This is a genomic window from Pontibacter ramchanderi (assembly GCF_002846395.1).
In the GTDB taxonomy this organism is placed as follows: Bacteria; Bacteroidota; Bacteroidia; order Cytophagales; family Hymenobacteraceae; genus Pontibacter; species Pontibacter ramchanderi.
Genome location: NZ_PJMU01000003.1, coordinates 678,593 through 691,459, shown reverse-complemented (window position 1 = coordinate 691,459; position 12,867 = coordinate 678,593). Strand labels below are relative to the sequence as shown.

Here is a 12,867-nt window from a genome sequence, read left to right as displayed (position 1 = left end):
GCGAGTCCTAATGTAGTATAAATATAGCTTTATCGCAAAGCAGCGCGTCGGCAAAGCATAAACAATCATATTGCCTCCTTGTTTTACGCAAAGCCTCACTTGATCATATAACTGTTCTGACTTTTTTTTCGTTTCCGGAGCATGCTTAAACCTCGGGGCTTGGGGTTGATTCATGCTGTTTGCAGCTCTTCATGGCGGGGCTTTTTCACGCCCAGAGCAACAGTTACGGCAACCGCCCAGTCAGGTATAGCCAGACCAGAAAACTATGAAAACAATACTTTTTTTCGGGGATAGCCTCACAGCGGGGTACGGACTGCCAACAGCGCAGGCCTATCCCTCGCTCATACAGGAGAAGTTGAAGGAGGAGGGCTACGATGCCTATACCGTGATCAATGCAGGTATAAGCGGGGATACCACGGCCAGTGGCCTGTACCGGGTGGACCGCTGGCTTTCTGCCCCGATCGATATTTTTGTGCTGGCGCTCGGGGCCAACGACGGGCTGCGCGGTATACCTGCCCGGGAAACATCCCAGAACTTGCAACAGATCATCGACAAAGTGAAACACAAACATCCGGATGCCCAGATCATTTTGTCAGGTATGGAGATTCCGGACATTGTGCCAGGACGCTACGCCGCGGAGTTCCGAAAACTGTTCAGGGAACTGGCTATCAAGAATAATGTTGCTTTTGTGCCTTTTTTGCTGGAGGGGGTGGCCGGCATGCGGCACCTCAACCTGCCGGATGGCGTGCACCCCAATGCAGCAGGGCAGAAGCTGCTGGCCCGCCATACCTGGACTGTGCTGCAGAAGCTGTTAAAGAAAGGCGATTAAAAAAGGCGGCACTGTAAGCGCCGCCTGTGCTTGTGTTAGTTTCTGCTACCCTGCCGGAAACGCATGGCGTTTTCCATCTGCGCCCTGATCTCTTTGGTGGTGTTGCGCGCCCACAGGTTAAATGTTGTGTTGTCTGTCTCCTCAATATCCTTCACATTATCCTCGAAAACGCTGAGCGCGTCCTTGTGCGCATCCACTACAGTGTCCCAATAGGCACGGTCAAACTCATCTGTGTTTTTATCGCGGAGTTCCTGTACGCGGCCTGCGTGGTCTTCTTCCATTTGTTGAGGCAGGGTAACGCTATACTGCCCAGACATGTCCTGTAGTTCTTCCAACTTCTTGGAATAGAGGTCTACCATCTGCTGGCCATAGTTCCGTATTTGGTCTGTGGTGCCTTTCTCGACTGCCAGTTTGCCCAGTTCTACCTGTTGGGTGCTGATGCTGTAGGCTTTGCCCATAAACTCCCGCTTGTCTTCGTTCAGGGTTGAATCTGCAACAGCAGTTGCATTCAGTTCGGTGTCTACATTGGCTGTGGTGTCTGTTTCCTGCGTTTCGGAGCTGCAGGATGCAAAGGCAATCCCGCCCATTACAAGGGTGGCTGCCATCCATAGGTTTTTCATAGTCTTATTTTTTGCTTTTAGATATTCTTTAGTGTTTTTAGGGCATACGGGAAAATGGGCGGTAGATGTTCGTTTTTTCATTGCGGTGCCTTTCGCAGCAGGGCGAGCGGGATGGTTTAAAAAGCACAAAGGCTCGACTTTGCCACAAGGGAAAAGCCAAGCCTTTGATACAGGTAAGGCACGGGGCCTTAGTAATAAATATGCTCTCCGCGGTGCTTTTGGAAATGCTCCTCGAAATAGCGGGCATCCTCTGCCGTGCGCGGCTTAAAGCCCAGCACAATGTTTCCTTCTTTCACGCCTTCTTCGTATACCTTGGCGCGTTCCTCAGGTATACCGGCACCTACCAGCGCTCCGATCAGGCCGCCTGTAAGGCCACCGGCACCGGCACCGGCCAGCGCAGCTGCCAGCGGGCCTGCCACTACCAGACCCAGGCCAGGTATAGCTACTGACGTACCAATGGCGGCCACAGCACCAACAATGGCACCAAGCGTACCACCAATGGCCGATCCTGCTCCGGCTCCTTCCAGTGATTTATTGCCTAGCTCTGTATCGCCGTCGCGGTCCAGGTCGCCGCTAAAGTGACGCTTGCGGCCCTCGTCAGACAGTACTACATTGATATCGTCTTTGTCGTACCCACGTGCGCGAAGTTCTTCATAGGCGCGCTCGGCGCTGTCACGGTCACGGAACATGGCAGTCATCATGCTCGCATTGCTTTGTCTTTCCATAGTTGAATTTTTAAGTTTGTATGAGTATAGTTTAAGTGTGCCTGCTTTTTTTACAGACTAGTTTATTGTAACGGCTGACCTAGTCTATGGTTGCAAAAACAGGTATAGCAATGTGGGTTTGGAACCTCTTAATCAGTCAATTTTTGCGGGCGTATAACAGAAAAGCCCTCCGAATCGGAAGGCTTTTCTGTTAAAGCACTATGTGCTATTGATTACTTATCGTCAGACACCTGGTCGGCAGTTACCAGTACACGGTCTACCACATGAATCACACCATTGTTTGCCTCAATGTTAGACTCTACAATGTTGGCACCGCCAATGGTAAATGCATTCGGGTTGGCACCTGAGGAAGCCACTTCAATATAGTCGTCCTGTCCAACCTGGATACGCTGATTAGTCTCCAGCTGAGCAGTGGTCACTTTGCCCGAAATGATGTGGGCCTGCAGTATCTGGATCAGTTCGTTTCTGTTTTCTGGCTTTTTAAGGTACTCCAGCTGACCGGCAGGAAGCTGCTTGAAAGCCTCGTTGTTTGGAGCAAAGATGGTAAACTCACCTTCCTGCTGAAAAGCGGCTGCAATATTGGCTGCCTGTATCAACTCCATAAAAGTAGAGATTTCGCTCTTCGTTCTGGCGGCGTCCAGAATAGCCATAGAGCTTGTCTCGGCAGTGGCGCCCATTGTGCCAGTAGCATTCGTATTGGTTGTGGTAGTAGTCTCAGTACTTACCTCTGTTTCTGTAGTAGTATCATCACCGGCCATGGTGGTGGTTTCGCTCATGGTTGTGGTCTCATCCATGGCAGTGGTGTCCATGGAGTCGTTTGTGCTAGCGCAGCTGTATAAAAAGCCGGCGGCAAATACAGCGGCAAGAGGTTTTAGCATTCGCATTTTCATAGTCGTTACTTTATGGTTCATGATTAAATAAATTGTACACCTTTTGTCAGGATATACATTGTCTATTTAACTGCATCTTTTTAAAAAAGTTATAAAAAAAGAGGACTATCTGTGTTTAGATAACAGATAGTCCTCTATGGTATTGCAATAAAGCAATACTGTCGTGTCTTAATTATAAACTTTCACGACAAAGATATAGTCCTGAAGTTTCTTTAATTGCTGGGTTCTGGAAGCGTTGCTCAGGTTATTTTGCTGCGGCAGGGTTACGGTAAGGCCGTTTTCTCTCTCCTTCATTTCGCTTACCATTTGCAGCAGGTAAGATGATTTCACGGCGAAGGCGGCACCTTCCTGTCCGGCCTGCTTACCGTTGATAACACCAATGATATTACCTTTTTCATCGAGCAGCGGTCCGCCACTGTTACCCGGGTTGAGCGGGATAGAGATCTGATAGGAAGTGGTATCGCCCTCGAAACCAGAAGCAGAACTCAGCGAGCCTTCACCAAATACGATGTCCTCGCGTGGGAAACCGAGGGTATACACACGCTCGCCCAGATCAGAAGATGCCGTTTTGAAGGTATAAGGTAGCTTACCGAAACCAGCGAAGGCAGGATCTTCCACTTTTAGGATGGTCAGGTCGTAGTCGGTGTTGCGATGCACTTCCGTTACCTTATACTTTAGGCCAGCCTTGTTCTCGATCAGGATAGAGTCGGCGCCCTGGATAACGTGCGAGCTGGTAACGATATAACCGTCTGGGCTGATGGCGAAGCCGGTTCCACTGAAGCGTGCCGAACGCGGAGCCGGTGCGGCGGCATCTGCGCTGGCGATGCCATTGATAATGGCACGCTGTTCTTTTTTGATCTTCTCTACTTCACGACGCAGTTCTACGTAGCGGGCTGTCTGCTGCTGTACCGGTTTCTTCATTTGCTGCACACTCCACAGCGTGCCAAAAACAGACAGCAGCGAAACGCTGGCGGCAACGGCCATGGTTTGCGCGTGCTTTCTGAAGAAAACCTTCCAGGCAGTCAGTTCGCTGGCGATGGTTGTCGAGCCGGTCTCCATTTCTGTATGGATGCGGTTGAGTTTATGGCGCAACTGCTGGCGCTGGCCATAATGTTGCATGGCCTGCAGTACTTGGCGGTGTTCCTGTACCTGGTCAGCAAGCCGCAGGTCGGTGAGCAACAGCGCCTCAAAGGCGGCTTTCTCCTCGGCAGGCATCGTGCCGGCCAGGTAGCGCTCTATTTGCTCGTATATGCGGTGGTCAAACATGGTTTTATATAAATACCTTTTTTACAAGGTGCTGAAATTCAATCTCGCCGATGCTATACCTCTGGTTTGTAAGAGGTGAAGAACAGCTTCTTGAGGCGCTGCAGACACTTGTACTTTTGGTTTTTGGCCGTGTCTGTGTTCGTGTAGCCAAACTTCTCCACAATATCCTGCATGCCTTTTGCCCGAATGTAAAAGTCCTCGAGCAAGGTACGGCAGGGTTCGCCCAGTTGGTCCAGCGCTTCGGCCATCACGCCAAACTGCCGCTCGTTCTCCTCGTGCTGCGGCACGTCCTCTTCCAGCGACAGATAGTTCTCAGAGTCCTCTATGCGGTTGGCGTAGCGGCCCTTCTCAGCCAGTCGCTTGAGCCACAGCCGGCGGCACACCGAGTAGAGGTACGTCTTGATCTGGCAGCTGAGTTCCAGGCTGTTGCCTTTGATCTTCTCGTAAAAGACGATCACGCCTTCCTGGTAAATGTCTTTTGCCTCATCATCAGTTCCACTGTTACTGATGATGAAATGAGAGATCATCGGGAAGTGCAGCTTATACAGATGTGCGAGTGCGCGGTCATCGTCATTCCGGATTCCCTCCATGATCGCCTCATCCGTCTCATACAAACTCTTCCTCATGCCGTTCTGATTTTAATACGCCAGGCCCCTTTTTGTAACCCAACAAAAAAAATATTTTAAAAAAATAAAAAAAGCCGGGTTACCTATCCGGGTTTCCGGTATGAAGTTCAAATTCGAAACCAAAACACTTAATCACAAACACAAAATGAAAAATTTGTTCAAATTCGCTTTCGTAGCATTCGCCCTGGTAGCTTTCACAGCTTGCAACACTGAAGAAACTGCAACTGAAACTGAAGCTGTAGAAACTGAAGTAACTACTGAAGAAGAAGTTGTTACTGAAGAAGTTGAAGCTGACTCTACTGTTGAGACTACAACTGTTGAGACTGACTCTACTGTAACTGTACAGTAATCAATAGCAGAACTACGGATTATACCTTATAGTTCTAAACACATAAGAAGGCCCTGCAGCAATGCAGGGCCTTCTTATTTTTTGTACAGCTCAGCTGAGCCTTCCTTCTTTTCTAAATCGCTAGTCAGAGCAGGCGAGGCTTCTTAAGCTGACTTGCCGCAAACCAGGCGACCAATTGCCAAAGCAGCTTTCACTGTTTTCAGTGAAGCAACGGTTAGCGCCTCGCCTTTTTGCGGCGCTCCATCTCTTTGCTGATCAGGCCAAACTCGCGGCTGCTCTGTCCGGCGATGGCCGTGTTTTCGTTGGCGCGGCGCAGTAGATAGGGCATCACAGCCTCCACAGGACCATAAGGCACGTACTTGGCCACGTTATAACCGGCATTGGCCAGGTTGTAAGACAGGTTGTCGCTCATGCCGAAAAGCTGGGCGAAATACACCCGCTCATCATTTGGAGCTATACCTTTCTCCTCCATCAGCTCCATCAGCAGGTAACAGCTGTCCTCGTTATGGGTGCCGGCGCAAAGCGAAATGCGGTCGATGTGCTCGATGCAGAAGCGGAGGCCGTCGTTGTATAATTTGTCAGAAGCGGCTTTGGTCGGGTTGATCGGGCTTGGATAGCCTTGCTCTTCGGCGCGCTTGCGTTCTTTTTCCATGTAGGCGCCACGCACAGGTTTTGCTCCGAGTATGTAGTTTTTGGCTACCGCGTTTTCGTAGTCACGAGCCAGTGCCTCGAGGCGGTCGTGGCGGTAGAGCTGGTAGGTATTGTATACAATGGCTTTCTCTTTGTTGTAGAGCTCCATCATGGCGTAGGCCATGTTGTCGATCGTGTCCTGGAACCAGCTTTCCTCGGCATCCACAAACACACGCACATCGGCTTCGTGGCAGCGCTGGCAAATAGCCTGCACGCGCTTCAGACCACGGTCATAGGCGGCTTGCTCCTCGACTGTTAATTTTTCGCCTGCCTGTACTTTCTCCAGTAGCGCCGTACTCATCAGCCCCGTCACTTTAAACACCGAGAAAGGGATCGACTTGTTGCCACGGGCTTTCTCCACGGTGCGCAGAATCTCGTCGCGGGTATCATCGAAGCTTTTGTCGGAACCTTCTCCCTCCACTGAGTAATCGAGGATGGTGCCGATGTTATACCTGGCCAGCTCCCGGATGGCACGCTCCGATTCCTCGATCGTTTCGCCGCCGCAGAAATGGTTGAAAATAGTTGGCTTGATGATAAACTTAACCGGCAGGTGCAGTTTGATGGCTGTGTTGAGCAGGCCGCCGCCCACTTTCACAAAGGTGTTGCTGTTCATGGACTTGAACAGCAGGTACATTTTATAAAGCTCAGTGTCGGATTTGGATGAAAACGCAACAGCTGTATCGTCAAAAGAAACGTTGGTAACCGGGTTCATGTAATAGGGTGTTAAACGGCGCAAAGATAATGTAAGTGTTAACGTTATACACTATAGCGGCCTGGTACTTACGGCATATTTTTGTACTGTTTTTCGGAGTAGGTCATCCCTTAAACCAGATCCGCTGCATATCTGTTCTAATTGTCGTACCTTTGTATGGACAATTGACACGGATGAACTTCAATAACAAAGACACTTTTTTTTCTAATTTGCTGGCCGAACGGGGCAGGCCGCTGGTGATTGCCGGCCCTTGCAGCGCCGAGAGCGAACAGCAGGTCATGCAGACGGCCGAGGCCCTGAAAAAACTGAATGTGCACCTGTTCAGAGCCGGTATCTGGAAGCCACGTTCCCGCCCCAACACATTTGAGGGGGTAGGCCTGCAGGGATTGGCCTGGCTGGCCCGCGTGAAGGAGGAGCTGGGCATGCGCGTGACGACCGAAGTAGCGACCGGCCGCCACGTAGAAGAGGCCCTGAAACAAGGTATAGACGTGCTGTGGATTGGTGCCCGCACTACGGTGAACCCCTTTGCCGTGCAGGGAATAGCCGATGCGCTGCAGGGTGTGCAGGTGCCAGTAATGGTGAAAAACCCCGTGAACCCGGATCTGGCACTTTGGATCGGGGCAATCGAGCGCATCTACCAGGCAGGTATAACCGATTTGGCCGCCATTCACAGGGGTTTCTCATCGTATCAGAAGTCCAAATACCGCAACGCACCGGTCTGGCAGATTCCGATTGAGCTGAAGGCCCGTTTTCAGAACCTGCCCGTGATCGTGGACCCGAGCCACATCGGCGGCACCCGCGACCTGATCTTCCCGCTGTCGCAGCGTGCGCTCGACATGGGCTGCGACGGCGTGATGATCGAGACGCATCCGAACCCGGCGGAGGCCCTGAGTGATGCGGAGCAGCAGGTAACGCCAGCTGCCTTGGCCGACATTCTAGACAAGCTGCAGGTGCGCAAAACGAATTACGACGATGCCGAGCTGGTAAGCCGGGCGGAGGAACTGCGCCTGAAAATAGATGCTGCAGACCATGACCTGATCGGGGCGTTGGCTCGGCGTATGGCCTTGGTAGAGCAGATAGGGGAGTACAAGAAGCAGAACAACGTGCAGGTGCTGCAGCTCGAACGCTGGAAAGAGATTTTCCGGACACGGGCCGACTGGGCCGCCGAAGCAGGTATAAACACGGCCTTTGTCGAAGAGCTCTACAAACTGATCCACGTGGAGTCCATTCGTAAGCAGACCGCCATTATGCAGGCCGGCAATCCGGGAGCAAAAACCGATACTAACCCGGGCCATGTTTCGTAAGCGTATACCTGAACGACTGGCCATCTAGGGCGTTATTTAATCTATACCTGCCAAAAAGAAGATTCGCGTGACAGAAAACATATACATCGGGCGAGACGTGCTACCGCAGCTGAAAGCGGCGCTGCAAAACCTGGCCTTTTCGAAAGTAGCCGTGCTGGTGGATGAAAACACCCTGCACCATTGCTATCCGCAGGTAAAGCCATACCTGCCCGCGCACGACATCATCCAAATACAAAGCGGCGAGGCGCACAAAACCCTTCAAACCTGCGAGTACATCTGGCAGCGTATGACCGACCTAAACCTGGACCGTTGGTCGGTGCTGGTAAATTTGGGCGGCGGCGTGATTGGCGACATGGGCGGGTTTTGCGCAGCCACGTTTAAGCGCGGACTATACTTTGTGCAGGTGCCCACCACTTTGCTCGCGCAGGTAGATGCCAGCGTAGGCGGCAAAACAGGTATAGACTTCCACGGACTTAAAAACCACATCGGGGTGTACAAAGAGCCGCATGCTGTTCTCATCGACCCGACTTTCCTTGGTACGCTTCCGCAGCGCCAGGTCAAGTCAGGTTATGCCGAAATCATCAAGCACTGGCTCATTGCCGATGCTGCCGCCTTTGAGGAGCAGCGCCACATTGGCCTTCTCACGGAAGACTGGGACACGCTGATCCGCCATTCGGTGGGTATAAAAGCAGCGGTGGTAGAAGCTGATCCCTTAGAGGGCGGTTACCGGAAGGTGCTCAACTTTGGCCATACGGTGGGGCATGCCGTAGAAAGTTACCTGATGGATCAGCCTGGTCGTGCGCTGCTGCATGGCGAGGCCATTGCCGTAGGTATGCTGTGCGAGGCATACCTGTCTATGAAAAAAGACCTGCTCTCCAAGCGTGAATTGGAGCAAATTGAGACTTTTCTGGTATCGGTTTACGAGAAAGTGAAACTGACCGAAGACGACATTCAGGCGATTACCCGGCTCGTGCTGCAAGACAAGAAGAATACTCACTCTACTATTAATTGCACCCTGTTGCAAGGTATAGGCAAGGCCGTTTGGGACCAGCCCATTACGCTTACCGAAATACAGGATGCTTTGCGCTATTACCAACTACTATGACAAAAACCGTTACCATCTCTCACCCGACAGGTATACTGAAGGGCCATGTGCAACTGCCAGCCTCCAAAAGCGAGGCCAACCGTGCGCAGATCATCGCGGCACTGGCTGGAGGCGAGTCTAAACTGCAAAACCTTTCCGAAGCTAACGACACCCAACTGCTGCAGCGGCTCCTGAAAAGCGACTCCGAAGTGATCGACGCCGAAGATGCCGGCACTGTGATGCGTTTCCTGACGGCTTACTATGCCATTACCGGTCAGCAGAAGACGCTCACCGGAACCGAACGCATGTGCCAGCGACCAATCAAAGTGCTGGTGGAGGCGCTGCAGGAGCTGGGCGCAGGTATTGCCTATCTTGGAGAAGAAGGCTACCCACCTCTCAGGATCAGCCATTTTGAAGGCACAGGTAAAAAACATCTGAACGTGCGCAGCGATATCAGCAGCCAGTACATTTCGGCTTTGCTGATGGTGGCGCCCCTGCTTCCGAATGGGTTGCAACTGGAACTCGAAGGCAAAATCGGTTCCCGTCCGTACATCGAAATGACACTGGCTTTGATGCAACACTTTGGGGCGGAGGCTCAGTTTGAAGGAAACACCATCAGCGTGCCGCACCAAAATTACCAGCCAGCTACCTTTGCCGTGGAGTCGGATTGGTCTGCGGCCAGTTACTGGTATAGCATGGTGGCGCTGGCCAAAGAGGCGGATGTTACCTTGCTGGGCTTGCGCGAGAATTCTCACCAGGGCGACAAAGCCATCGTGGATATCATGCGCCGTTTGGGTGTGCACACGGAGTTTAAGCCGGAAGGAGTGCGCCTCACCAAGAAGCACGCCGAAAAAAGAGTTGCTTTCGATTTTAGTGATTGCCCCGATCTGGCGCAGACGGTGGTGGCGCTGTGCGCTGCCCAAGGTATAGCCGTTGAGATGACCGGGCTGGAGAGCCTTCGCATCAAGGAAACTGACCGCATTCAGGCATTGCAGATCGAGGTGCTGGGCATGGGCGCCTCCCTGGAAGAACGAACACCAGGTGTTTTTCAAATGAAACCGACCCTGCTTACCAAATCAGCGCTGTGCTTCCGAACGTACCAGGATCACCGTATGGCCATGGCCTTTGCCCCAATCGCTTTGCTGCAGCCCATCCAGATTCAGGAGCCGGAAGTGGTGCGCAAGTCATACCCGCGTTTTTGGGAAGACCTGGAGAAAATGGGCTTCGAAGTCAGGTATAGCGAGGTATAGGAGATGGTAGAGCGCTATTTGTACGGAGACGCCAGCCTGATTGAACGGCTGTTGCCGCAGCTGGAACTGATGGAAGAAGCCGAAGGCGGTTGGGCTGCCGTGTTCAAAGACAAAGCCTCGAACGTTTTCTGGATGAAGTGCTATACCTCCGCTGGCGAGCAGCTTGGCGGCGGCTACGAATTACTCATCAGGCTCCCGCTCCCCTCCACAGACAAGCTGATTGCTGTTGCTTTGGAAACTCCCCACGAAGACGAAGCAGTGGCCGCGATCATGCGCCTGCTGGATGAAGAAGCAGTAGAAGGCAAGGACTTCCGGCACCTGCTTGTGGAGCGGCTCGATCAGTTAGACCTGCCAGGTATAGCTCCAGATAGAAAGCAACGCATACGCCAATGCATCACGCTCACCTCACTGACCGATCCGACCAACAAGCGCCCTGTAAAAGGTAAGTCTTTGGCACAGCTTAGTGCTGATGCAGCTTACTTCGAAGCGGTTTCTGAAAAAGCGCTTGCGGTGTTAGGGAGGTTGAAATAAGTTAGTGCTATACCTGAGCGAGCAAGTCCTGCAGGTAAGCCGGTGCCTTGAGCAATCGGCTGCCGTACCAACTGAACATTTCCCCATCCACTATGCTGATGGTTGCCTCCGGGCACAGCTCCTGAAACTCCGCAAAGTGCTTTTCCTGAAAAGGATAGGGCTCCGATGAGAGCAGAACTAATTTCGGAGCGGCCTTTTGCAGTTGCTCCGACGACACCTCCGGGTAGCGGTCCTGACTGGCAAAAATGTTAGCAAAGCCGCAGCGCTGCATCAGGTGGTCTATAAAATTGTTGCTCCCTACCGCCATGTAAGGTTTGCGCCAGATAAAATAAGCAGTAGGTATAGCCGGCTGCAAAGGGCGCAGGTTCTCAAATCCAGAGGCTATACCTTGTGCTATTTCCCGCGCTTTTACGTCGGTGCCGGTCAGTTGGCCTACTTGCTTGATCATTTGCAGGGCATCTTCCAGGGTATAGATGTCGCTCATCCAAACCGGGTATTTCCCCTGTAGCGCCGCTATACCTTCCTGGTAGTTTTCCTCTTTGTTTCCGATGATCAGGTCGGGCTGCAGTTCCTCAATTACTTCCAGCTTAAAGTTCTTGGTGCCACCAATAACCGTCTTTTGCTTTACTTTTGTTTCCGGGTGAATACAGAATTTCGTGAGACCTACGACACGGTCTTCCAGTCCCAAGTCGAAGAGCAACTCAGTTTGCGAAGGTACCAGCGACACAATGCGTTGCGGGTATTGCGGCAACGTAATGGTGTGGCCCATCTGGTCGGTGAAGGTATAGGGAAAGTGCATAGTCAAAAGTAAACAATTCGGGATGGCTTTAAAACAAAAAACCACACGAGCCGCTCAGGGCTGTGTGGTTTCTCCAAGGCTAAAAGTGATTTCTATTTCAGGTATCGGAAATCCTGATTGTCCTCAATTTTTAGCAGTGTTTCGTATATCAGTTTTGTCACGTTCTCTACGTCGTCTTTGTGCACGGTCTCTACGGTGGTGTGCATGTACTTCAGTGGCAGGGAAATCAAAGCCGAAGCCACACCGGCGTTAGAGTATGCAAACGCATCGGTGTCGGTTCCGGTTGCACGTGAAACGGCGGAGCGCTGAAAAGGAATTTCTTTTTCCTGCGCCGTATTGATGATCAGATCGCGCAGGTTATTCTGCACTGCCGGACCGTAAGCGATCACCGGGCCTTTGCCGCAGTGGATGTCACCGCTGTTTTTCTTGTCGTACATCGGCGACTGCGTGTCGTGTGTCACGTCCGTGATGATGGCCACGTTTGGGTTAATGCGGTGGGCGATCATCTCAGCGCCGCGCAGTCCAATCTCTTCCTGCACCGAGTTCACGATGTAGAGGCCGAATGGCAGCTTGTGCTTGCGCTCGTGGATCATACGGGCGACCTCAGCGATCATGAAACCACCCACGCGGTTGTCCAGCGCACGGCCTACGTAGAACTTGTCGTTCATCACTGTGAACTCGTCCTCAAAGGTAGCCACGCAGCCCACGTGTATACCCATTTTCTCTACCTCTTCGCGGTTGCTGGCGCCACAGTCCAGGAACACAGTTTCGATGGTAGGGGCTTTGTCGTTCTCGACTTTGCGCACATGTATGGCCGGCCATCCGAAAACTGCCTTTACAATACCTTTGGAGGTATAGATGTTCACGCGTTTAGAAGGGGCGATCAGGGCGTCGGAACCACCGTTGCGCTTCAGGTAGATGTATCCTTCCGGCGTGATGTAATTTACAAACCAGGAAATCTCGTCGGCATGGGCTTCGATCACCACCTTGTACTCAGCCTCCGGGTTGATCACACCCACCACTGTGCCGTACGTGTCAACAAAATAATCCTCAATGTAGGGTTTAATGTACTCCAGCCACAGTTTCTGGCCTTCTGACTCGAAGCCGGTAGGAGAGGAGTTATTCAGGTACTTTTCTAGAAAATCGAAAGATTCTTTTCTCATCAGGTTTTTATCAGTAATGTATACACAAT

General features: G+C 51.9%; 14 protein-coding genes. 6 read left to right on the top strand and 8 right to left on the bottom strand.

What is annotated here, in order from left to right:
- Nucleotides 1–265: 265 nt before the first annotated feature.
- Nucleotides 266–829: an arylesterase gene (locus BD749_RS15620; RefSeq protein WP_101446039.1), complete on the top strand. Its 564-nt coding sequence runs from the start codon at nucleotides 266–268 to the stop codon at nucleotides 827–829.
- 35 nt (nucleotides 830–864) lie between these two features.
- Here BD749_RS15620 and BD749_RS15615 read toward each other — a convergent pair whose 3' ends face one another.
- The 5 genes from BD749_RS15615 to BD749_RS15595 all read right to left on the bottom strand — a co-directional run bounded on the left by BD749_RS15615 (nucleotide 865) and on the right by BD749_RS15595 (nucleotide 4,956).
- Entirely contained in the window at nucleotides 865–1,449 is a 585-nt protein-coding gene (locus BD749_RS15615; protein ID WP_101446036.1) for a DUF4142 domain-containing protein, read from the bottom strand.
- Nucleotides 1,450–1,637: 188 nt separating this feature from the next.
- Nucleotides 1,638–2,174, bottom strand: a complete 537-nt coding sequence (locus BD749_RS15610; protein ID WP_101446034.1) for a hypothetical protein — start codon at nucleotides 2,172–2,174, stop codon at nucleotides 1,638–1,640.
- 212 nt (nucleotides 2,175–2,386) lie between these two features.
- Nucleotides 2,387–3,052 carry a fasciclin domain-containing protein gene (locus BD749_RS15605; RefSeq protein ID WP_101446032.1) on the bottom strand — a complete coding sequence of 222 codons (666 nt, stop codon included), beginning with the start codon at nucleotides 3,050–3,052 and terminating at the stop codon, nucleotides 2,387–2,389.
- Nucleotides 3,053–3,232: 180 nt separating this feature from the next.
- Complete coding sequence (locus BD749_RS15600; RefSeq protein ID WP_101446030.1) at nucleotides 3,233–4,330, bottom strand: S1 family peptidase; 1,098 nt, start codon at nucleotides 4,328–4,330, stop codon at nucleotides 3,233–3,235.
- Between the two features lie 53 nt (nucleotides 4,331–4,383).
- Entirely contained in the window at nucleotides 4,384–4,956 is a 573-nt protein-coding gene (locus BD749_RS15595; protein ID WP_101446028.1) for an RNA polymerase sigma factor, read from the bottom strand.
- A 100-nt stretch (nucleotides 4,957–5,056) separates the two neighbouring features.
- On the opposite strand from BD749_RS15595, the gene BD749_RS15590 reads away from it, so the two are divergent.
- Nucleotides 5,057–5,305, top strand: a complete 249-nt coding sequence (locus tag BD749_RS15590) for a hypothetical protein (protein WP_245869300.1) — start codon at nucleotides 5,057–5,059, stop codon at nucleotides 5,303–5,305.
- A 214-nt stretch (nucleotides 5,306–5,519) separates the two neighbouring features.
- On the opposite strand, the gene BD749_RS15585 is transcribed toward BD749_RS15590, so the two are convergent.
- Nucleotides 5,520–6,707 (bottom strand): proline dehydrogenase family protein, encoded by a 1,188-nt coding sequence (locus tag BD749_RS15585; RefSeq protein WP_101446026.1) that lies wholly within the window; start codon nucleotides 6,705–6,707, stop codon nucleotides 5,520–5,522.
- A 173-nt stretch (nucleotides 6,708–6,880) separates the two neighbouring features.
- On the opposite strand from BD749_RS15585, the gene BD749_RS15580 reads away from it, so the two are divergent.
- The 4 genes from BD749_RS15580 to BD749_RS15565 all read left to right on the top strand — a co-directional run bounded on the left by BD749_RS15580 (nucleotide 6,881) and on the right by BD749_RS15565 (nucleotide 10,876).
- Nucleotides 6,881–8,011, top strand: coding sequence for a bifunctional 3-deoxy-7-phosphoheptulonate synthase/chorismate mutase type II (locus tag BD749_RS15580; protein ID WP_101446024.1), 1,131 nt, complete (start codon nucleotides 6,881–6,883; stop codon nucleotides 8,009–8,011).
- A 67-nt stretch (nucleotides 8,012–8,078) separates the two neighbouring features.
- Nucleotides 8,079–9,116 (top strand): 3-dehydroquinate synthase, encoded by a 1,038-nt coding sequence (gene aroB / locus BD749_RS15575; protein ID WP_101446022.1) that lies wholly within the window; start codon nucleotides 8,079–8,081, stop codon nucleotides 9,114–9,116.
- Nucleotides 9,113–10,345: a 3-phosphoshikimate 1-carboxyvinyltransferase gene (locus BD749_RS15570; RefSeq protein ID WP_101446019.1), complete on the top strand. Its 1,233-nt coding sequence runs from the start codon at nucleotides 9,113–9,115 to the stop codon at nucleotides 10,343–10,345. Before aroB ends, BD749_RS15570 begins: the two co-directional genes overlap by 4 nt.
- A gap of 3 nt (nucleotides 10,346–10,348) precedes the next feature.
- The gene (locus tag BD749_RS15565; RefSeq protein WP_101446017.1) at nucleotides 10,349–10,876 is read left to right on the top strand and encodes a hypothetical protein; all 528 of its coding nucleotides are present in this window, start codon (nucleotides 10,349–10,351) and stop codon (nucleotides 10,874–10,876) included.
- Between the two features lie 7 nt (nucleotides 10,877–10,883).
- Here BD749_RS15565 and BD749_RS15560 read toward each other — a convergent pair whose 3' ends face one another.
- Together BD749_RS15560 and BD749_RS15555 are read right to left on the bottom strand one after the other, a co-directional pair.
- Nucleotides 10,884–11,675, bottom strand: a complete 792-nt coding sequence (locus tag BD749_RS15560) for an ABC transporter substrate-binding protein (protein WP_245869297.1) — start codon at nucleotides 11,673–11,675, stop codon at nucleotides 10,884–10,886.
- A 92-nt stretch (nucleotides 11,676–11,767) separates the two neighbouring features.
- Entirely contained in the window at nucleotides 11,768–12,838 is a 1,071-nt protein-coding gene (locus tag BD749_RS15555; protein ID WP_101446677.1) for a M42 family metallopeptidase, read from the bottom strand.
- Between the last annotated feature and the right edge of the window lie 29 nt (nucleotides 12,839–12,867).